Source organism: Bradyrhizobium sp. 2S1 (genome assembly GCF_011516625.5).
GTDB lineage: Bacteria > Pseudomonadota > Alphaproteobacteria > Rhizobiales > Xanthobacteraceae > Bradyrhizobium > Bradyrhizobium septentrionale.
The window spans coordinates 20,413-41,914 of sequence record NZ_CP147717.1; the positions used below are offsets into that span (position 1 = coordinate 20,413).

Consider the following 21,502-nt stretch of genomic DNA (forward strand, 5'->3'; position numbering starts at 1 on the left):
CCCCGGCTTCCGTGATCCGCAACCAGCTTTCGGGGACTCGCTGCGGAAGTTGTTCACAAGCGGCACGTTGCCGACCACAAGACTCTCCTGTCAAGAGTCCCTGAGGCCTTTTCTAAGAAAGGCCTTCAAATATGAAGACTAATAGTGGCGGAGACTTCGCCGCCGTCATCCCCAGCTGCACCACCCCCAAGCGACGCCGCCGTCCCCGCAGAGAAGCAGTAATCAGCATTGTTCGGCCGACCTGTCGAGATCAGGCTGTCGGCTTTAGGTCTTCCGCCTTGGAAGGCCTACGACCATACGTGAAAGAAATGAAGATAACTGACCTTCGAGAGCTCGAAGAAATGGCAGTGAAGCTAGAAGCCGCTCGCAAGCTTCCGCATGCGGCTCGGTCGTGACGATCTCCTGCGAGACGCTGATTTGGCGGTGTAACTTCCAGAGGAGAAGTTACACCAATGGCATCTCGCGAATTTTCGTGCACAGTTAATCGCCTGCCTCCCAAGCAAATCGTTCAAGGTGAAGAAGTAGATTGGATACGATCAGGACCGCGACAGGATGGCTGCAATTGCCGCACTGGCTCATTCTCGTAGGGGCCGTGCTGGTAGTCGTCGGCCTCATTGGCCTTGTGATCAGCCGCCGACACCAGGCGAAGGGCCAGGACGAACCGGCCACGGAGCCGCGTCTCGAGCCCCCCCCCCAGTTGCCAACTCTGCCGGATCTTCTTGGCTCACGGCCACGAAAGCATCGGGAGAAGATCACCAAGCCGTTGTGATCCGAAGACTCGATCTATTTCGAGAGGTAAGCGTGACGCGGCCTTTCGGCAAAAACTGCGGCTTGAGGGGCCGGCCGCCTCGAACGAGGTTAGGTAAGCCCCGATTGCCAGGCTAGCCTTGAAGCGCGGCAAGTCGGTGGACTTTATAGCGTATTGGCAACGGCATCTCGGCGGTTAAGCGCGACCCGAATTTTGCCGGCGTTGAATGGGCGTCAATTTCTCTTTTTCTTTATGTTTGCGAGCAAAAAAACGCTCCGCAATAGCTCTCCCCTCAGCCAAGTGACAATCCCTCCCGGACGGTTGTACTTCCTAATATCCACAATCTTGGCATCGGTCCCTCGGAACGTAATGCCAGTATGGCTTCGTGACCAAAGCTCGGAATTTATCTGATGGTACCACGCAGCAAAATGGCTCGTATAAATCCATATAGCCAGCCGTTCTGCGGCAGAAAGCCCTTGGCTATCAACACCATCGATCAACTTGCTGCGAAAAAGTGACTGCCTTCCTAAGAAATGGCGCGCATCGCATTCGGAACTCCGTCAAGACCTGAACAACAGCAGCGGACTCGGGAATTCACGCTAGCCAAACAACAGGGCCAAAGCTAGTTAAACGAAAGCCATGGACCTCTTCCTCCGCCGTCGCGCCGGATCAGGCTCGCGACCGAGCGAAGCCCGGCGTTTCGGACCTCTGGCTTGAAGGATGGAGGAGCATGCGCCTGGTGCCGACCGCGATCCGGTCGGCCGGCTGCCCCCTAGAGTAGGTAGGAGCCCGATCCAATGTTGATGCAGTAACGTCAGCCGCCGTTAGCCTTTCGGGACGGACTCCCGTGGAGCATCAGGAATCTATCGATGTCTGAAAAGACTACTACTAACTTGCGCGCCGCAGTTAAGAGGCGCATTGCCCAGATCGAAGGTATGACACTAGTCGAGATTCAACGGGTCATGATGGATTGTATGTCCGAGCGGTCTGCTGGCAGGATGACGGCATGTGAGGGCAATGCGTTGCGCCGCGCGCTGAACAAACGGGTCAGCATTCTCGGACAAGACCTGTCGCGTAAGGGTTTGCGAGCTGCAGGCAAAGCGCCGCCAACCTGCGGGAAAGAATAGGAGTGATTCATGACTCGCGCTGTGTACGTCTGCTACTACAATCTTTTGCCGCGCTCAATGAAGCCCCGCGCACGACGCCAGCGAAGGCGCCGGGCGTGGCGTGCGCTGCCCACGGAGACGCCCGCGGATCGGCGTCGGAAGTTCGTAGTAATACAGGGCGGCCGAGGCTAGGTTTTCGTCTTGGGTTTAGGCTGAATAGCAGGACCTAATAGCGTCTTATGATAATCGCTAACGTCGGCGCCTCGATCAATGGGATTATCGCCTAAAAAATAGCGGCCCTCTTGGTCGTAAGACTGCCGCCAAATATCTATCTTCCGAGTGCCAAAATTTTGAGTTTTGCCTTCCGACGGTTGGAAAGGCCGCCCCGGCTGGCCCCGAGTGGTTCCAGGAGATCAAGTATGTATGACGGCTACCGTCTGCGCCTCGATCGTGCCGTTGCCCACAATGGATTAATGTCACGGAGTTTGAGTAACCGGCCCGCAATTGCCATGACGTCTCTCGACAGCGTCCTACCCTAGACTAGGCTCATTCTATGATCGCGCCACCTCGCCAGCATCAACTTGCATATGTCACGATAGTCGTCGTCGCCACCATCGTTGGTGTGTGGCTCGTCGCAGACGCAGTGTCATGGGCGATCGGACGCCAAGCGTCTACGATTTGCCAAGCTCCTGTCGCGCGTCCAGCACGCCCGACCGGTCAAAATTAGCCGTAGACCGGCCGCGTTGCCCTGTACCTGCGCGCCGCGGGAGCTCCCCGCGCAGCGTTCTGAGCCAGACCGACCATCGAGATTGCCAGGTCCTCTCGACGAAGCCTCCGCCGCGCACCGGGGTGCGCACCGTGATGGATTTCGGCGGTGGCCCCTGAACTGCCCCCGTTTTGACCGGACACCGGCGTTAGCCGGAGGAGCTAGGCCTAGTCCTAGGCATACGCCTATGTCCGAGACGTTTTCGAAGTTTCAAGTCATCATCGGCGTTGCCCGCCGGCATCGGTTCACGACGGAACAGAAGCTCTTGGGTAAGCGGCAAGCTGAGGCCGTTCACGCGGCGTGGTTCCATGGCATAAGCGCCTCGATCTGGCTGCTCGGCCAGCCGTTGGCGATGCGCTGAAGCGTGAGGGTGAGCCAGGCGAACGGATCGACGTTGTTCATCTTCGCTGTCTGCAGCAGTGTCGCGATGGTCGCCCAGGTTCGTCCGCCGCCGTCGCTGCCAGCGAAGAGGCTATTCTTTCTCGTAATTGTTTGTGGCCTGATGGCGCGTTCGACGATGTTGGAGTCGAGCTCAATGCGGCCGTCGGTCAGGAAGCGCTCGAAGATGGCACGGCGCGAGACGGCATAGCGGATTGCCTCGGCCAGTTTTGATTTGCCGGAGATCCGCCGCAAGGTCTGCTGCCAGAGATCAAAGAGATCTGCGACGACCGCCGCGGAGGCTTGCTGACGCGCGGCAACGCGTGCGTGGGGACTTTGACCGCGCACGGTCTTCTCGACCTGCCAGAGCTTTGCCATCCGCTCGACCGTCGTCGTTGCCACTTTCGAGCTTCCTGCAACATGCAGCTCGTAGAACTTGCGTCTGCTGTGTGACCAGCAGCCAGCCAATGTGATGCCATCATTGCCGCGATCGGCGCGCGCCAACTTGTTATAGGCGGCATAGCCATCCACTTGCAGGATGCCCCGATAACCATTGAGATGGCGGACCGCGCATTCGCCGGAGCGGCTGTCTTCGAAGCGATAAGCCACCATCGGGGGACCGCTGCGGCCAAAGGTGCATGTTTCGCGGGATCGTGAGCACGGATTTCAGGGGATCGTGAGCAGAGATTTCAGACGATCGTGAGCACGGATTTCGCGGGATCGTGAGCAGCTTTTCAGCGGCTCAGCCCGCTTCGGCCGACAACTCAACCGGCTTAGGAACTGCCTCGTCAGTGAACGAGGAAGGCCGATGCCCACCCAGAGATTGTCGATGCGCCGGATCAAAGAGGTTCTCCGCTTAAAACATGTTCAAGGCTTGCCGGAGCGAGCCATCGCGCGCACCCTGGGCATCAGCAACGGAGCCGTGCACAGCTATCTGCGCCGAGCCGGGGCTGCCGGACTGAACTGGCCGTTGCCGGTCGGAATGACCGACGAAGACCTGGAGCTGCTGCTTTTCCCTGCGCCGAGGCCTGCGTCACAGAGCCCACAGCGGCCCGTTCCCGACTGGGGCTATGTCGACAAGGAGCTGCGCCGGCGCAACGTGACCCGCCGGCTGCTGTGGGACGAGTATCGCGCCAGCCATCCCGATGGATTCGGCTACACATGGTTCTGCACGACCTACGAGGCCTGGAAGGGGCGAGCCCGGCCTTCGATGCGGCAGACCCATCTGGGCGGCGAGAAGGTTTTCGTGGATTTCGCCGGCGACACCATCGACGTCATCGCCCCCTCAAGTGGGGAAGTGCAGTCGATGAAGCTGTTCGTCGCAGCGATGGGCGCCTCCAACTATACCTACGCCGAGGCCTGCCCAAGCTGTCATTCGGCCTGCAATATTGACCCCCTAAGCCGGGGGATCGGCGTCCAAAATTGACCCCCTACAGATTGATCTGTTGCGCTGCCTGCTTTGGAACGAAGCAGGTGGTGGGGGATGCTGATCGTGGAGACAATTGCCCGGATCCGGCGCGAGCACTTCATCAAGGGCAAGACGATCAAGGAGATCGCCCGTGACCTGAAGGTGTCGCGGAACACGGTCCGGAAGGTGCTGAGGTCGGGAGAGACCTCCTTCGAGTACGAGCGGCAGGTGCAGCCGCGGCCAAAGCTGGGACGATGGGCAGTAGAGCTTGACGGATTGCTGGCGGCGAACGCGGCCAAATCGGCTCGTGAACAGCTGACGTTGATCCGGATCTTCGAAGAGCTGCGCGGCCGCGGCTACGACGGCGGTTACGATGCCGTGCGGCGTTACGCCAGGCGGTGGAGCAAAGAACGCGGGCAATCGACCGCGGCGGCTTATGTCCCGCTGAGCTTTGCCCCAGGCGAAGCCTACCAGTTCGACTGGAGCCACGAGGTGGTCTTGCTGAGCGGGACCACGGTGATGGTGAAGGCCGCCCATGTCCGGCTCTGTCACAGCCGCATGCTGTTCGTGCGGGCCTATCCGCGGGAGACGCAGGAGATGGTGTTCGACGCCCACGACCGGGCGTTCGCTCTGTTCAAAGGCACCTGCACCCGCGGCATCTACGACAACATGAAGACCGCCGTAGAGACGATCTTCGTCGGTAAAGGGCGTCTCTACAATCGCCGCTTCCTGCAGATGTGCAGCCACTATCTGGTCGATCCGGTCGCCTGCACGCCGGCGTCGGGCTGGGAGAAGGGGCAGGTCGAGAACCAGGTCGGGCTGGTCCGGGAGCGCTTCTTCACGCCGCGGCTGCGGTTCAAAAACCTCGACGAGTTAAACGCCTGGCTGCTCGACAAATGCATCGCCTACGCCAAGGCTCATCGCCACCCGGAGCTGGTCGATCAGACGATCTGGGAAGTGTTCGAAGCCGAGCGTCCCAAGCTCGTTCCCTATGCCGGCCGCTTCGACGGCTTCCATGCGGTGACGGCATCGGTCTCGAAGACCTGCCTGGTGCGCTTCGACAACAACAAGTACTCGGTCGCAGCCAGCGCAGTCGGACGGCCGGTCGAAGTCCAGGCTTATGCCGACCGCATCGTGATCCGTCAGGATGGACGCATCGTTGCCGAGCACCCGCGATCCTTTGGCCGCGGCGAGACGACCTATGATCCCTGGCACTATGTGCCGGTGCTGGCTCGCAAACCCGGTGCCTTGCGCAACGGCGCTCCCTTCAAAGACTGGGTGCTGCCGGCCGCGATCGAGCGGATCCGGCGCAAGCTTGCCAGCACCGACGATGGCAATCGGCAGATGGTCGACATCCTCACCGCGGTGCTGACTGACGGTCTGTCCGCGGTGGAAGCGGCCTGTGCCGAAGCGCTCGGTCATGGCGTCCATTCCGCCGATGTCGTGCTCAACATCCTGGCCCGTCAACGTGAACCCGCCCCACCGGCCAACATCATGACGCCGGCCGCACTGACGCTCCGTCATGCACCGATCGCCGATTGTGCCCGCTACGACAACCTCCGGAGGACCATCTGATGGAACGAACCCAAATCTTCGACCTCATGGGCGAGCTCAAGCTCTACGGCATGAAGGCTGCCTTCGACGAGATCATGGCAACTGCCGTCAAGCGCCAGCACGAACCTCAGCGCATTGTCGGCGACCTGCTTAACGCCGAGATCAACGAGAAGCAGGCCCGCTCGATCAAATACCAGCTGACCATTGCCAAGCTGCCGCTTGCCAAGGACATCGCCGACTTCCAGTTCGACGGCACGCCGATCAATCAGACTCTCGTCAATGATCTCGCCAGCGGCGGCTTCATCGCCCAGCAACGCAATGTCGTGCTGGTTGGCGGCACCGGCACAGGCAAGACCCACCTGGCCATTGCCATCGCCAGAAGCTGCATCCGATCCGGTGCCCGCGGCCGCTTCTTCAACGTAGTCGACCTCGTCAATCGCCTCGAGACCGAGACCCGCAACGGACGGCAAGGACGGCTCGCCGAGCATCTGACCCGGATGGACTTCATCGTGCTGGATGAACTCGGCTATTTGCCCTTCGCCCAGTCCGGTGGCCAGCTCCTCTTCCACCTCGTCAGCCGGCTCTATGAGCGCGCCTCCGTCATCGTGACGACCAATCTCGCCTTCGGCGAATGGCCGAGCGTGTTCGGCGACGCCAAAATGACCACAGCGCTGCTCGACCGATTGACCCATCACTGCGACATTGTCGAGACCGGCAACGATAGCTGGCGGTTCAAGAGCCGAGACGACGATCACGCCACCCGCGCTCGTCTCGCCTCCGCTATCCCGGCCAGCTCCGACGAGACGAGCGCTACCAGCAAAGCCCGCCGCACGAAGGGGTCAAAATTGGACGCCGATGAGGGGTCAAATTTGCAGGCCGATTGACAGCCAATGACGCCGCCCGATCTCAACCTCCCGAATGACGTAGAGACGCTGAGAGCCATGGTGCTTGCCCTGGCCGAGAGGGCGGCCCGCGCCGATGCTCTGGAGAGCGAAGTCGCCGATCTCAGGGTGCGCAACGCCGATGCCGATGCGCGTATCGAGCGGCTGACGCAGATCCTGAAGGCCTTCGACCGCGCCCGGTTCGGCCGACGATCGGAAAAGCTCGGCTCTGCGAACGGCGACGATGAACAGCAGGCCTTTGTCTTCGAGGAAATTGAGACCGGCATCGCTGCAATCAAGGCCCAGGTCAGCAAGGGCCGTGAGCAAGCGGATGGCAAGCGTGCACCGCGTCGGCGCAAGGGCTTTGCGCCCCATCTGGAACGGATCGAAACCGTCATTGAGCCGGAAGACCTTGCTGAGCATGCCGGCAAGCAGAAGGTGGTGATCGGCGAGGACGTGTCGGAGCGTCTGGATGTGGAGCCAGCGAAGTTCCGTGTGATCGTCACGCGCCGTCCCAAGTATGCCTTCAAGAACGCGGACGGCGTAATCCAGGCGCCGGCTCCGGCCCATATCATTGAAGGAGGCATTCCGACGGAAGCGCTTCTGGCCAGATCGCGGTCGCCAAATACGCCGATGGCATGCCGCTCTACCGGCAGGAGGCGATCTACGCGCGCGATCATGTCGAGCTCGACCGCCAGCTGATGGCGCAATGGATGGGCAAGCTCGGCTTCGAGCTCGAGATCATGGCCGACTACATCTTCAGCGAGGTCAAGAAGGCCGAACGGGTCTTTGCCGACGAAACCACCCTGCCGACGCTCGCTCCCGGCTCCGGATCGACGAAAACGGCCTACTTATGGGCCTATGCCAGAGATGACCGCACCTTTGGCCGCAGCGGTCCCCCGATGGTGGCTTATCGCTTCGAAGACAGCCGCTCCGGCGAATGCGCGGTCCGCCATCTCAATGGTTATCGGGGCATCCTGCAAGTGGATGGCTATGCCGCCTATAACAAGTTGGCGCGCGCCGATCGCGGCAATGATGGCATCACATTGGCTGGCTGCTGGTCACACAGCAGACGCAAGTTCTACGAGCTGCATGTTGCAGGAAGCTCGAAAGTGGCAACGACGACGGTCGAGCGGATGGCAAAGCTCTGGCAGGTCGAGAAGACCGTGCGCGGTCAAAGTCCCCACGCACGCGTTGCCGCGCGTCAGCAAGCCTCCGCGGCGGTCGTCGCAGATCTCTTTGATCTCTGGCAGCAGACCTTGCGGCGGATCTCCGGCAAATCAAAACTGGCCGAGGCAATCCGCTATGCCGTCTCGCGCCGTGCCATCTTCGAGCGCTTCCTGACCGACGGCCGCATTGAGCTCGACTCCAACATCGTCGAACGCGCCATCAGGCCACAAACAATTACGAGAAAGAATAGCCTCTTCGCTGGCAGCGACGGCGGCGGACGAACCTGGGCGACCATCGCGACACTGCTGCAGACAGCGAAGATGAACAACGTCGATCCGTTCGCCTGGCTCACCCTCACGCTTCAGCGCATCGCCAACGGCTGGCCGAGCAGCCAGATCGAGGCGCTTATGCCATGGAACCACGCCGCGTGAACGGCCTCAGCTTGCCGCTTACATTTCGACCAGGAGGCCTGCGTAACGTTCGAACCAATACCGGCAATGAGCCCGGCGTGAAAGGCGGTGCCACAGGCTGTGATGGACACCCTGTTGATGTCGCGGAAATTCAATTCCGCCAGAGCGGGCATTTTGATCATGCTGCTCGCGATATCAATGTACTGTGCGAGCGTCTGGCCAACCACCCTCGACTGTTCGTGAATCTCCTTGAGCATAAAGTGCCGATGCTCGCCTTTGCAGGCGGCGATGGTCGAGGCGGCGATCCTGGCTGGCGGACGTTGAAGGTATTCGCCTTTCATATTGAGAAAGTCGATTCCCTGCCGCGTGAACCACTGCGAGGTCGCCGTAACTGATCATGTCGGTCATCGGCGCAAGAGCAATCGCATCGGATCCGAGGTACATTCGCCCCGTCCATACCCGACCGCAAGCGGAGATCCCTTGCGCGCCCCAATGATCAGGTTTTCGTAGCCTTGAAACAGAAACGCCAGCGCAAACGCTCCCTCCAGTCACGGCAGCGCGGCGCGTACCGCCTCTACCGGCTTGCAACCCCTCTTCAGCTGCTGGTCTACAAGATGGGCGTCCACCTCGGAGTCTGTTTCGGTGACAAAGCGCGCCCCTGCCCGCTCAAGCTCGTCACGCAACTCGCGATGATTTTCGATGATGCCGTTATGAACGACCGCAACGCCATCAACCGCGTGCGGATGCGCGTTCTCCTCATTTGGACGGCCATGGGTTGCCCAGCGGGTGTGGCCGATGTCTATGCGGCCGGCAAGCGGCTCAGAACTCAGCCTTTTCTCGAGGTTCTTGAGCTTTCCGACTGCGCGCCGCCGCATCAGGATACCGCGCTCTATCGTGGCGATACCCGCTGAATCGTATCCTCGATATTCAAGTCGTTTCAATGCATCCAGAATCGCGGCGGCGGCCGGTCCTCGCCCCACGAAACCGACGATTCCACACATCTTCCTACTCCGATGTATCTACAATTCGCCGCGAGGCATAAAGGATACTTTGCGCTGGAACGCGACAATCGGGCGCCTGTTACCACAAGAGAACTGAGACCGTGATCTTCAGCATCGAAGGCACGGATGCGCTTTCTTCCACGCAACTCGCGGAACCGCTCTCCTGGCCGTCCCTCCTCTCGAATACTGCTGACAGCAACGACGCGAGGGGGGATCTCCTCCTCAGCGCCTCAAGGTCGATAACTCGAAGCACATGGCGGCTATGTCTTTCGATCAAGCCGCTATCGCATAATCTCATCATCGTCCTGCTCAACGTGTCGCAGTTGATGACGAGATAGTTGGCAATGTCAGTGCGCGACATGGGGAGATCGACGGACACTTGGCGCATCCCCTTGCGGAGATTCCGCAGCGCTAAACTCAGAATGAATGAGGCGACGCGCTGCTCGGTCTCGAGACGACCAATCAACAACTGATGAATGCTCGCGCGAGCCAGCTGATTCAAGGATCGGGCGACCAGAAATGCCCAATAATCTTGAGCTGGAATCGACCGGTCGACTGCAGGAGGATCCAGAGAGACCAACGACGCCCGGGTGATTGCTCGCAACGAATATCCGGGCGCGGGAAGGACGCTCGACGCCGATACAACGTCTCCCGCAACCAGGAAATCCAGTACCTGGAGCTTTCCCTTTGCGGGCATCGCATCGATTGCGAGCATGCCTTCCCGCAGGATGAGCACTCTTCCGGCCGGAGGAAGCGGAACGCGTTGTTGCGACCGGAGGTGCAAGCAGTCACCTTTTGCACCGATCACTTTGACAAAACGGGAAACCTCCGTTTCATCCAGCATTGGACTCATCGTTGATTGAAGCGTTGGCGTTGACCAGGAGCCCTCGACAATCGTCATTTGACGGAAAGTCATTTGGAAGACCTCTTGGAAAGTCCCGCGTCGAAGTAAAATATCGAGCGTTCGGAAATAGACAGATCAAATATTGGAGGGCAGCCTTAGCAGCAACGTCCCGGTTATCTACTCGTTAAGAAGGAGTAAGCCGAAAGGGCCCCGGCGAAAGTTAGCAAGCCGCACGATGGGACGATCATCACTGGCAAGGTCAATGAAATGTGGGGAACGGACATGACGCAGACGATCACCATCTCACGGCCAATGTCTTCGTTGCCGTGGAACACTCCAATTCGGAAGTCGTCGGCATTCATGCATCGCGGTCGGCCAATCGCTTCGAGGCCCCGGAGCCGGTGCGTCAGGGGGTGCATCGGGGCTTCGGAGCCATGGCGCCCGGGGGGGCGCGCGGATTGAAGCTGCGTCATGATCATGGCTCCAACTACATATCCGACGATTTCCATGACGAAATCGAATGCCTGGGGATCGAAGCTTCGCCCTCCTTCGTGCGAGAGCCAGAGGCAACGGCGTCGCAGAGCGCTTCATCCGAACCTCACATGGGGAGGTTCAAGTCAAGGGGGGCGTATTAGGGTGACATCCGCAGATCTCCAGTATCTGTTCGGTATCCGAGGCTGAGCCCGATTGCCTGGACGCGGCTCGGTTCCGAGCACGATCAACCTCACATTCGGTCGCCGCGCGAAACGGCTGCACCAATATCCCGCTTGCGGCGGTCGGGGCTCAGGAAGACGAGACCATTCTTGAAGACGGGCTTTTTAGGCCATGTTCGGGTGCGGTTCGTCCACCTGGATCCGCCAGGACTGATCAAGTCCTGGAAGATTTAAGGATTCGGTCAGCGTTTATCGCCAGGTACGTTTCATCACGGCTCCGTCGATGACAACGCTTGCGGTCACATATTTCCAGAGCGCTACCAGCAACTTGCGCGCCAGCGCCACGATTGTCGTCTTCTTAAGACGGCCGCCATTGCGCCTGCCCCGATCTTCAAACCACAGGGCCAGCGCCGAGTGCGGCTGATGGCGCAGCCATAGCCACGCGAGTTGGACGAGCGTTGTTCGCAATCGCGGATTGCCTGCTTTAGACACGCCCTGTTCGCGATCAACCGAACCGCTTTGCCAGGGTGTTGGCGTTAGGCCCGCATAAGAAGCGACTTGGCGTCGATTGCCGAAGTGTCGGAAGAGCCCTTCCGACCAGAGGATGGCGGCGAACTCTGGCCCGATGCCCTTGATATCGAGCAACATCGCCGCCGGCGCCGGCGCTGCGACTTGTTGCGCGGCAAGCAGCACATCCCGCTCAGCTTCCACCGCCTTGATCTGCTCGAGCAACAGTTCCAACCGATCGAGTTCACGGCAAACCTGCGCCTTCAGGTGAACCCGCAATAGGCGACCATCGCCGGTCTGGAGCGTATCCAGCCATCGTCGCCGGTCGCTGCGCAGCGGCTCGTAGCCAGATATCCCCTGTGAGAACAGCAGCCCCTTGACGCGATTGACGTGCCGGACCCGCTCGACGATCAGTACCTTGCGCTCGCGGCAGAGGCGGCGGCGGTCCTCTTCCTCGGGAGTCGGTGCCTTGATCATCGCACAGACCCGGGGTTCACCCCGCTTGTGACACCATCGAAGAGCTGCGAACCGCACTCGTCGAGTTCGCCAATCGCGACAACGAAACCGGGCTCGTCGCCCGGCACGGATATCGTACCCCAGCCCAGGTGCGAGCCGATCAATGCCGGCTTGATCAGACCGCAACGGCCGATCTAAAGTTGGCCGCCTGAATAGGCTGAGCCGAGTGTCTCAAAACCGCGCCGCAGTACACAGGCCATTCGACAGACAATTTCTATTTTCCGCACTAGAATCGAGCCATTGAGGTGGCAGCCAGTCGTCCGTCGCAGACCATCGCCTTGCAATCCGACCGCTGCTACCGTCGGCCCAAATTCTCTGGAGCCGTGGATCAAGATGGCCGAACACGTCGTCCATACTGTCGCCTTCGATGTGTCTCGCCGCCTGCATTTTGCCACCGGATCGATCAATCGCAACCAAAACAGCGCGTAGAGCGGCCTAACTCTGTCCACAGTCTGGAGCAAAACCAAGATCGCCCGAATCTCGCACTTCGTTCGAGAAGCAGCCGGGATCACTTGGTCCTGCTGCATCTAAAAGAGATGTTAGAGTTATAGCCAAGCCTGTTCTCAAATCCGTCTGGGCTTCAAACTTGAGTTCCTGGCACGCCCGCAACGGATCGCCAAGCGAGGCTCGGATATCCCCGGCGCGGGCCGGGCTAAAGTTTGGCGACACAGTGGTGCCGAGGATGCCAGTAATTGTGTGAACGAGATCCAAGACCGACGTCCTCCGGCCTGTGCAAACATTGTAGACATTACCCTCAGCTGACGCCCGCTCCATTGCTGCCAAGAGTGCGCGCACAACGTCGCCCACAAAGATAAAATCGCGTGTCTGCTGGCCGTCACCGAAAATCGTGATCCCCTGTCCAGCTTTCAGACGATTGCAGAAAATTGAAATGACACCTGAATAGGGCGACGCGGGATCTTGGCGCGGGCCGTAGGCATTGAAGAACCTTAGACCACAGGTGGGCAGGCCATGGACCTTCCCTGCCACGAAGGCGTGCTGTTCGCAGCCCAGCTTATCCGCGCCGTAGGCCGATAGCGGCTTTCCGGCTTCCGTCTCAGCCAACGGGATGTTCGCGTTGTCCCCATACACCGCGGCGGAGGATGCAAAAACCACGGGGACCGAGCCTGCAGCCTTCGCTCGTCGGGCTGCATCGAACACGGTGATGGCGCCCGTCAAATTCGTCCGATGTGTCCCGATCCAATCCAGATTGCTCCGCTCTACCGATGCAATGGCTGCAAGGTGAAAGCACCCGTCAATCTGGCTAATCGCCTTAGCGACTTTCCTCTCGTCGGTAACATCCCCTCGGATGAAATCAGCTTTTTGCGGCTTATTCGCCAGCTTGCCCGTAGAGAGGTCATCCAAGATGCGAACGGAATGGCCTGCTGCAATGAGGGCATCCGCGAGATGCGAGCCGATGAACCCGCAGCCCCCTGTAACGAGATACGTTGCCATAATAATTGAGAGGACTCCCTGGAATGGCGCTTATTTGAAACAGTCGGAGCGCAATTTCGCTGGTATGGGCAGACAAGGTCCCGCGCTTGGAATGGCGCCGCACCGGTCGACGTCGCTCATCACCTCCCCTTAAGATGGTGCTCCAAACCAAGACGGATTTCAATGTCTCGGCACTTAGCGTTGTACTGATATTGTCCTTTTCTACTGACTTCGATCAGAATTCCGCGCTCGATTAGTTCAGCCCGAAAGTCGGTCGGTCAAAATTGCCCCACTGCTGCAACCGGATTGATCGATCAAGCTGGACCAGGTCGTTTCGATGGGGCGGCAAGCCCGGGGACGGCCTCAGGCAAATAGCCGACCTGACACCAACAATTCGCCACGGAGGGACCGGGTGTGCCTGGTCAGACCGCCTGCTCGTACCGACAAGGCGCACCGCCTCATCGCCCAGTACTTGCGTGATTGTCACTGCTTCCATCGAGTTTCCTATCAACTTAGGGAAAAGTCTTTACGCATGGCAGGAACTCCATTCTCGTGCTTTGCGACGGATTCATTCTCGAACACCAAATCAACGTAGCGCCGGATTATTTGCAATGAATGTGATGTATGGCAGCCGTGAAATGCGTCGCGCCGCCATTGCATAAGCAAAAACGAAAGACAGTAATGTTGCGAGAAAGTAGCCGTAACCCTGGTAACCAACGCCCAACGGGATAAACACCCAGGTCAGAGCCGCATTTAGGAAGAAGAACACTGCCGTCACCGCGAGCAGGACTCGGCGAAGGTCAAAGTACGAGATAATAACCAATGTGAATAAAAGCAGGCTTTGGAAGAGGGCGCCGAGAACGCCGAATCGAAAAATCGGAACCAGTTCGAGATCATCGCGTGCCATGCCAATGAGCCCTGGCGCGACGAGAATCGCAACGTAGCAAATGACCGTTTGGAGTACAGCGATATTACGGAACCCCTCCCTGAGCGCGCCAACGATCTCCTCATGGCTGCGCCGTATTTCGGCGTTGGTGGCATGGCTTGCGATATCGCGATAGAACTGAAGATATTTTTCAAAAAAACGGGTTTCGAGCGATACCAAAAAGAGAGTCATTGCCGGTATTATCGTCAGGTAAGCTAGAAACATAGCACCGTCGTAGGCTGGGTGCACAACCATCGCACCCGCGATGACTTTATGTCCGGGCGACAACCACATAACCCATTTGTCGACCCAGATCGCCGCGTTGTACAAAAGGCCGATCACGGCAAACTCCCAGTGCGAACGAAATGCACGCAGGAAAGCGAAAGGGCGGACGACATCATAGGGGTACTCGGCAAAAATGCGAGCGACAAGGATGTAAAATACAAGTGCAAGACCGACCGTGAAACCGGCCAATGTACCTGTGGCTCCAAAAAATTTCGTCAGCAGGATAGCGAGGAAGAGAGCCGCCGCCATGCCGACACCAAATGCAGCACTGATTGTCTCGAAGCTTTTGAGCGCCGATAGAAAGACTGACGCGAGCCAAATTCCCCCAACCACAAAAAATCCGACGATTGCGAGAACACGATCTGTGGCGGGCATGTCCACGACAAAGCCATAGAACGGAATGGCAATTAAGGCCTGCACGCCGTACAGTAACGCGAGTGCTCCCAGCAGCATTCCCGCCGCATCCTCGATGTCCTTAGCATAGATTTTGTCAGCCAGATGCCGGGTGATGACAAGCACAATTGGGCCTGCGAGCACCAACGAGAAAGCGAAGTTGTAGATGATCACGGTCGAGAAGCGAGCCAGTTCCTCGCGAGGAAGTAGGCCCCGGCCGAACATTTCCACGCCGCCCAGAGCAACCACAGTGAAGAGCCAGGGACCGGCCGACACCGCCGCTGCATGGGCATGGCTCAGCAGCCCGGCGGTTAAAGTGTCATGCCGGGAAAGGCGCCGGAGTGCGAAACCAATCCCGGCCATTTAGCAGACAGCCGCCGCGCTCACGACATGATCAGGCATGGCAAGGTACTCCTCATAAAGGGCGCGATATTGTTGATCCACAATCCTCTTATTATAGTACTTCTTCGTTCGCCGTCGGATCGCTTCGCCGCAGCGTTTCCTTAGGTCAGGGTCGATCAGCAGGTCAGCAAGTCCTTTTGCCGTAGCGAGTGGGTTCGAAAGAGGGGTCACGAAACCGCCCGGTCCGAGCGGGGGCTCCTCGTCAGCACGACCAAATATGATATCCCGACACGAACCGACGTCAGTGGCTACACTAGGCACACCGGCCGCCCCCGCCTCGAGCAGGACGAGAGGTTGAGCTTCACTTATGCTGGTAAGGGCGATCACATCGACGCGTCCCAGGTAGTCGTGCAATTTTACTGGCCCTGTGAATTCGAAAGTATCGGAGAGGCCAAGATAGGAGACCATCTCCTGGCATTCGCGAAAATATCCGGGATCCTCGTCCGTCGGGCCAAGCAGCAGCACACGGACCCCTGGCACCAAATCACGTAGCAAGGCGGCTGCACGAATATATGTTTTGACGTCCTTAATTGGGACTACGCGGCCGATGAGTGCCACCGTGGGGGGCCAACGCGAGGTGTCGCGTGGAATTCGTGAAAGGCTTTCATAATCAATCCCGTTAGGTATAATTGTGAGCTTGTCTTCGGGCGCACCGTCCCTGATCTGCAGGATTTGATTGCCGGTATAGAGGGTCGTGATCCGACTGCCGGCCTCGTAACAGGCATGCGAGTAGCCTGTAAAGGCATCGATCCAGACGTCTCGCAAATCGCGTCGTCCTCGCTCGATATCAAGAGATCCTGGCAGCTTATCTGCCAGCCAATCCGCCATCGCGATCTCGACGCGACGCTCGTTGGTGTAGATCCCATGCTCTGTCAGGAGTCCGGGGCGCCCGGTTTCGATCACGGCCCGGGCCATCACCAACCCTGCATAACCCGTCGAGACGGCGTGATAGAGGCGTGCACACGGAAGGTCAGCCAGAACGACGGAGAAGAGCCCACCAGCCAGTGCTCGCCAGCTCCAGAAGTAGTTCAGGAATGAGCTGCCGGGGATGGACTGCTCGTACATACGCTGGAGCATTTCAAAAGCAGGCTCAGAATTCATGAGAGCTGCTCGGGTCGCAATTGTCGGCTGCCGCCGAATCGCGGCTAGCACAGCCCGGTAGTCCGTCAACCCACCTTGTCTGAGAAGGCGAGCGAGCGGCGGCTCCAAGTCTGCAATAAGGCGCCCGATCGCACGCCCCTCCGGAATGCGAGTTTCCGACTGCTGGAGCACAATCTCGGTAATCCCTGTGACGTTCGCCGGTAGTTTGAATCGGAGTGTCTTAGGGGAAGTATCGGCGGAGAGGGCAACAATGTGGAACGTGAGGTGGTGCTGAGCCTTCATGAGATCATGCGTCCAACTAGAGACGCCTCCTGCCACATACGGATAAGCGCCCTCTAGGATGAGGCACACGTCGGCTTTCAATTTACCAATCGTCATAGAGCGCGCGCCTCCTCGGCAATTGCTCCTGGGGCTGACCACAAACTAATTGACTCGCGCACGCCGTCCGGGAGGTCGGCCGTCGAGAGCTCGTCGACGAAGCCGATGCAGACCTTCCGTATTTGGTCGTAGCGCCTGAGGGCGAAGAGACCCTCGATATAGCGCGCAAGTAGCCTCGTCGAGCGAGCTTTCGCGAGCCAGGCCTCAAGCCTTATCACCGCCTCATCGGCTCGGCCAAGTTCTATGAGAAGTCGAGCCAAGGATTCCACAATGGAAGGATTCTGAACGCCCCTGCTGAGCACAACTTCGTACAGTTCTAACGCCTGTTGGCGCGTGGCATTCGCCCGTGTTTCATCCATGAGTCCCGTCTGCACGTATTCGTCGTAGAGACGCGCCAGATTCAGCAGTCGCTCCGGCTCGTCGCGCGGTGCCGCCCGTGACTCCGCGATAGCCATCGATCGCACAAGGAATTGATTTTCAATTCGGGCGGCGGCTGACGCCGCCTGGACCCGAATTGCTGGCTCAGCATCGTTCAAAGCCCTGCGAAGGGCTATGGAAAACGCGGGGATGAAGTTGTCTGTAATGAGAGTAATTACGGTTTCCTTTTGTTTTACCGTCCCCAGCGCCAAAATATCTGTAAACGGGGCAGCGGTACACCGAGCCCCCGGGCCGGCACCGCGCAGTGCAATCGTCGCATAGAGAGCTCGGACTTGATCATGCTCCGCGCCCGGAAACAGTGACGCATACCAGCGCTCGAAGGGAATTGCTCGGCGGACAAAAACCAAATGAAGCAAGGCGGCAATCGTTGAACCTGCTGCCCCGATGGGGCCTAGAGCTATCACCGAGACGACAAAAAGCAGGAAAATTGGACTGTGTTCTCCGCGCCGATACAGCCAACTCGCGGAGGCTCCCGAGACCCCTGCAAGCACCACGTGAATTACCACCAGCACCGGAATGCGATCATCGCCCCCCGAAACTGCTAGCTGAGCCAGCGTCAACTCGGCGGCCAAGACTATCGCTGCAGTGATCCAAGCGTACAAACGGGTGCCGTGCCTGGTGGGCCAGCGGATCACGGACGTGGCTTTGCCAAGCTTTGCGGATGTGGGTGCAGCTCCTTGACGTACAGGCCATCTTGGAGTTGCTCGACGCGTTGAGCATTCGCAAAGGCTGTGCCGATCCACTCACACAGGATCCGAAAGTTCTGCACGCAGGAAGGGTGGAGATCGAGAAAATCGATTTCTTCGATTTTGAGCATGCCTAGGATTTCACCGGTTTCGCACACCAGTGGCCCGGCTAACACGCCCTGCCCCCCCAGAACGGCTTCATGAACGGGATTCATTACACAAAGAAACTGCCGACGTGAGACAATGGCCTCAAAGAGGGCAGAAGAGCCGTCGAATTCGTGCACGAGCAGATTGCTTGGGATCCATCCCTCGGTTGCCGCGGCCTCCAGGATCTGCCCATTGAGCAAAAAAAGCGAAAATTTAATCGGCGACATGACTGACCGGACTAGATCAGCGATCCCGATTAACACCTCATGTGTGCTCTGTCGCTCGATCGCGCGCGACGCAACATACACAGTGTGTACCGTTTGCACTTGGCTCGCCACCCTCTTCTCTAGGCTACTCTTCGCTTGGGCGAGCTGCTCGTAAGCATGCGAAATGACATCAGCCTGTTGACCAACTTCCTGCAGGTTACGACGCAGTCTGTCACGCTCGCGCCGATGACTCTCTCCAACTTGTCCAAGCACGATGGCCGCGACAAACCAGAGCACGGGCTCGGCGGTGACCCGCAATAGCCAAGCAGAGAGGTCCTCACTAGACCCCTGCTCGGGCAGATTTCCGGTAAGCAGGGCCGCTGCCGAAAGGATAGCCGCAGCTAATCCCTCGTTTGCTCCGTAGTAAGCAGATACAAGGAGAACAGGAATCCAGAACGGGTGTGGCGAGACGTTCAAGAAGCGATTGCCAGCGTCGAAGAGTAAAGAGAAGACGAGAGTGACAGCCAGGAAGCCGATGATTTCGAGTAGCGCGGAAAGGCGCACCCCAAAGATGCGCCGCGGCGACCGGGTGCCGTGTTCTGTTCCCTTGTGTTCTGCCATCTGAGATCTCATGGGATCGAGAAGTATAAGTAATAGCCGGGTGCGGCCGTACCCTTGGACGTTGGCGTGATCCAATCAGAACGGCGCCAATGGATTGATCCCGTAACCAGCCTGGATCTGCAAAGCTATTCGGCTCCCTTAGGAGCGCCTTCCAGCGCGCCCGTCTTGAAAGCAGATCTACCTGGTCCTGGAGAGTATGGCTGATCGCTACCGAATTGAACTCTCAGCATGTCTCCGGGCAGGATCGGCGTCGATTCAGTTGCAGTGATCTCAGTCTCACTTCCGCTCTCTAGGTTTTTGCGGACAATGTTGAAGGTGAACGCCCGGTTCTTGCCTTGGACACGCTCGGCTTCAGTTGTGATTGGCTGAGCTGTCCGCACCTGCTGCCAAAGTTCAGCCAGCTTTGCCTGAACCTGCTGCAGTTCGCTGGCGATCTCCTCCCTTCTTCGGTTCTCGGCATTAAGCGCCGCCGCTTCAGCTCTGCCGCGATCTTGCCGGGCCCTTAAGGCCCGACTTTCGAGATCCCGCTGCTTGACTTCTACGTCAGCCAGGATGCGGTCCAGGTCGAATTCTCGGCCAGAGAGTGCTAGTCCCTTGGCCTGAAGGTTGCGTTGGTTGTCTACCTGGCGTTGAATACCGTCCGCTTGGCGCTTGAGGCTGGCCCCCTGTCCCTGATGAGCTTCCAACTCCTTTTCCAACAGCGTGGCCGCGTTCCTCTCAGACTCCAATGCGGTCTCGAAAGCGCGACGGCGGGCTTCGAAGATGGTTTCTTCCAAACGCAACAGCTGGGCGATGGACGAGTTCCATTTGCGTTTCAACATGTCAGCAGGAAATTCGACGGTTTTCCCGCCGCTGAGCTCCGCATTTAGCCTTGCTTCCCGTGCGCGGAGCTCATCGATCCTGGCCGCCCCCGCTTGCAAGGTAGCTCTGGCTGTGGCGGCATCCCTTTCGGCTTGAACCGCAACCGCAGGGTTTATGCGGTAGAACCCCCCTGCCAGGCTGACACACCGAAGGACGGTTAGCCCAGGACGATAGGGGTACGCTCCCGGTCGCTCCACCTCGCCCAGAACATAGAACGGCCCGAACTCTATTATCTCGACCGATGTGGTCGGCAGCTCCCTCAGGGACAATTTAGCCCGGAGTTTTTGTGAGATCGCCTTGGCCAGCGCAGGCAGGTCCAGACCTGCGGCGGAAGTATCTCCCAATAGGGGTAGAGAGATCATTCCAGCGGGACTGATCGTGTACTCTCCCGTGAGAGGGGATCTAAGCTCATTCGTTGCGGCGAACCACTCAACCACGCTTACTCGGATCTTATCTTGCGGACCAAGGCGATATTCTTCGGCATGGGCAGCGGCCGGCCGACCCAAACAGAATAACAGCAAAAAAATCCATTTCGCCGCAAGAAACGCACCGACTTTCCCTCGCCGCAAAGGATTTGGAGTGTTGAGCTGGATCAGCCGCGCTCTGCTCATCGGCGGTGGCCTTATTTGTTTCAGATCACATCGTACCGTGACCTTCAGGTTTAGCGCGCTCGACCTGGTTCTGCACGAAACATATTCTGATCCGGATCAGAAGACGTTAGTCGTTCTCATGTGAAACTCAGGCCGCCACTAGAGCATTTTCCGACCGGAACGAATCGGGTGGGGATTCCCAAAACGGCGCGAGTCAGATTCAAGCTACATGCTGGCGAGGGAGGCCAGCATGTATGGCCAGGGCGCTTTCGGTTGATCTTCGCCAAAGGGTGGTAGCAGCGATTGACGGTGGCATGTCCTGTCGACAGGCTGCCGAGCGCTTTGGTGTCAGCGCGGCCAGCGCGATCCGCTGGCGCGGTCGCCTCAAGGAAGTTGGCGACATCGTTCCTAAACGCCAGGGCGGTGACCGCAAATCGAAGCGCATCGAAGCGCATTCGCAATTGATTCTGGAGGCGGTGACAGCGAAGCCGGATATCACGCTCGCCGAGTTGCGAGAACTGTTGAAGCGTCGTGGAACATCGACTGGCATCGCGTCGCTCTGGCGTTTTTTCGAGCGCAGAAAGATCACACTTAAAGAAAGACAGCGCACGCCGCCGAGCAACGGCGCGGCGATATAAATGCCGCGCGTGAGGAGTGGTTCGAAGGGCAAATCGATCTTGACCTTGAGCGTCTCGTCTTCATCGACGAAACCAGCGCCAACACCAAAATGGAGCGGCTTTACGGGCGGTAGCCACGCGGCGAGCGATGTCGTGCAGCTATCCCACACGGACATTGGAAAACGACGACATTCACCGCTGGATTGCGCTCCGACGGTCTGATCGCGCCGCTTGTTCTGGACGGTCCAATGGATGGCGACGCTTTCCCGGCCTACGTCGAGCAATTGCTCGCCCCATCGCTGCGGCCGGGCGATACCGTTATCATGGACATGTGTGGACGCCCCGTGGAAGCAAGCTGAATTTTTGGAACGAACGGCGCGCGTATCGGGTGCTGACATGTGTCCGGCCTTTGCTGCGGCCATGACATGCCGCGGGCCCGTATGGGAGTTCGCGGATCGGGTCCAAAACAACTTGGCGCG

9 protein-coding genes and 7 pseudogenes are annotated in these 21,502 nt (G+C 58.8%); 6 read left to right on the forward strand and 10 right to left on the reverse strand.

The window, feature by feature from the left end; all coding sequences use genetic code 11:
- The first annotated feature begins 1,617 nt into the window (after window positions 1-1,617).
- On the forward strand, window positions 1,618-1,875 hold the full coding sequence (locus HAP54_RS00125; protein WP_156929117.1) for a hypothetical protein: 258 nt from the start codon (window positions 1,618-1,620) through the stop codon (window positions 1,873-1,875).
- Window positions 1,876-2,911: 1,036 nt separating this feature from the next.
- Here the strand turns inward: HAP54_RS00125 and tnpC (HAP54_RS00130) are convergent.
- Window positions 2,912-3,631: pseudogene (gene tnpC, locus HAP54_RS00130) on the reverse strand (IS66 family transposase); the annotation flags it as partial.
- A 175-nt stretch (window positions 3,632-3,806) separates the two neighbouring features.
- Between tnpC (HAP54_RS00130) and HAP54_RS00135 the strand changes: the two are divergent.
- From HAP54_RS00135 to tnpC (HAP54_RS00150), 4 genes and pseudogenes are all read left to right on the forward strand, one after another.
- A pseudogene (locus HAP54_RS00135) lies at window positions 3,807-4,367 on the forward strand (sigma factor-like helix-turn-helix DNA-binding protein); the annotation flags it as partial.
- A 114-nt stretch (window positions 4,368-4,481) separates the two neighbouring features.
- Window positions 4,482-5,972 (forward strand): annotated as a pseudogene (gene istA, locus HAP54_RS00140) (IS21 family transposase); the annotation flags it as partial.
- An 8-nt stretch (window positions 5,973-5,980) separates the two neighbouring features.
- Complete coding sequence (gene istB, locus HAP54_RS00145; RefSeq protein ID WP_166294386.1) at window positions 5,981-6,844, forward strand: IS21-like element helper ATPase IstB; 864 nt, start codon at window positions 5,981-5,983, stop codon at window positions 6,842-6,844.
- 6 nt (window positions 6,845-6,850) lie between these two features.
- Window positions 6,851-8,442 (forward strand): annotated as a pseudogene (gene tnpC, locus HAP54_RS00150) (IS66 family transposase).
- 21 nt (window positions 8,443-8,463) lie between these two features.
- Here tnpC (HAP54_RS00150) and HAP54_RS00155 read toward each other — a convergent pair.
- The 9 genes and pseudogenes from HAP54_RS00155 to HAP54_RS00200 all read right to left on the reverse strand — a co-directional run.
- Window positions 8,464-9,422: pseudogene (locus HAP54_RS00155) on the reverse strand (glutamine--fructose-6-phosphate aminotransferase); the annotation flags it as partial.
- A gap of 79 nt (window positions 9,423-9,501) precedes the next feature.
- Window positions 9,502-10,266, reverse strand: coding sequence for a Crp/Fnr family transcriptional regulator (locus HAP54_RS00160; protein ID WP_051346837.1), 765 nt, complete (start codon window positions 10,264-10,266; stop codon window positions 9,502-9,504).
- Window positions 10,267-11,168: 902 nt separating this feature from the next.
- A pseudogene (locus HAP54_RS00170) lies at window positions 11,169-11,930 on the reverse strand (IS110 family transposase); the annotation flags it as partial.
- A gap of 447 nt (window positions 11,931-12,377) precedes the next feature.
- Window positions 12,378-13,394, reverse strand: a complete 1,017-nt coding sequence (locus HAP54_RS00175; RefSeq protein ID WP_063619004.1) for an SDR family NAD(P)-dependent oxidoreductase — start codon at window positions 13,392-13,394, stop codon at window positions 12,378-12,380.
- Window positions 13,395-13,959: 565 nt separating this feature from the next.
- Window positions 13,960-15,339 carry an exopolysaccharide Pel transporter PelG gene (gene pelG, locus HAP54_RS00180; RefSeq protein ID WP_166298502.1) on the reverse strand — a complete coding sequence of 460 codons (1,380 nt, stop codon included), beginning with the start codon at window positions 15,337-15,339 and terminating at the stop codon, window positions 13,960-13,962.
- On the reverse strand, window positions 15,340-16,857 hold the full coding sequence (gene pelF / locus HAP54_RS00185; protein ID WP_166298503.1) for a GT4 family glycosyltransferase PelF: 1,518 nt from the start codon (window positions 16,855-16,857) through the stop codon (window positions 15,340-15,342).
- Window positions 16,854-17,867, reverse strand: coding sequence for a tetratricopeptide repeat protein (locus tag HAP54_RS00190; protein WP_156929071.1), 1,014 nt, complete (start codon window positions 17,865-17,867; stop codon window positions 16,854-16,856). Before HAP54_RS00190 ends, pelF begins: the two co-directional genes overlap by 4 nt.
- Window positions 17,868-17,926: 59 nt before the next feature.
- The gene (locus tag HAP54_RS00195; RefSeq protein WP_029084933.1) at window positions 17,927-18,955 is read right to left on the reverse strand and encodes a GAF domain-containing protein; all 1,029 of its coding nucleotides are present in this window, start codon (window positions 18,953-18,955) and stop codon (window positions 17,927-17,929) included.
- A gap of 125 nt (window positions 18,956-19,080) precedes the next feature.
- Window positions 19,081-20,427 carry a polysaccharide biosynthesis/export family protein gene (locus HAP54_RS00200; RefSeq protein WP_166298504.1) on the reverse strand — a complete coding sequence of 449 codons (1,347 nt, stop codon included), beginning with the start codon at window positions 20,425-20,427 and terminating at the stop codon, window positions 19,081-19,083.
- A gap of 233 nt (window positions 20,428-20,660) precedes the next feature.
- Between HAP54_RS00200 and HAP54_RS00205 the strand changes: the two are divergent.
- Window positions 20,661-21,352, forward strand: a pseudogene (locus HAP54_RS00205) (IS630 family transposase); the annotation flags it as partial.
- Between the last annotated feature and the right edge of the window lie 150 nt (window positions 21,353-21,502).

What these genes read in the sequence shown, in the direction of transcription:
- pelG (WP_166298502.1), bottom strand. Translation starts at nt 15,339, where the DNA reads ATGGCCGGGATTGGTTTCGCACTCCGGCGCCTTTCCCGGCATGACACT.
- HAP54_RS00125 (WP_156929117.1), top strand. Translation starts at nt 1,618, where the DNA reads ATGTCTGAAAAGACTACTACTAACTTGCGCGCCGCAGTTAAGAGGCGC.
- HAP54_RS00195 (WP_029084933.1), bottom strand. Translation starts at nt 18,955, where the DNA reads ATGGCAGAACACAAGGGAACAGAACACGGCACCCGGTCGCCGCGGCGC.
- HAP54_RS00200 (WP_166298504.1), bottom strand. Translation starts at nt 20,427, where the DNA reads ATGAGCAGAGCGCGGCTGATCCAGCTCAACACTCCAAATCCTTTGCGG.
- HAP54_RS00160 (WP_051346837.1), bottom strand. Translation starts at nt 10,266, where the DNA reads ATGCTGGATGAAACGGAGGTTTCCCGTTTTGTCAAAGTGATCGGTGCA.
- istB (WP_166294386.1), top strand. Translation starts at nt 5,981, where the DNA reads ATGGAACGAACCCAAATCTTCGACCTCATGGGCGAGCTCAAGCTCTAC.
- pelF (WP_166298503.1), bottom strand. Translation starts at nt 16,857, where the DNA reads ATGACGATTGGTAAATTGAAAGCCGACGTGTGCCTCATCCTAGAGGGC.
- HAP54_RS00175 (WP_063619004.1), bottom strand. Translation starts at nt 13,394, where the DNA reads ATGGCAACGTATCTCGTTACAGGGGGCTGCGGGTTCATCGGCTCGCAT.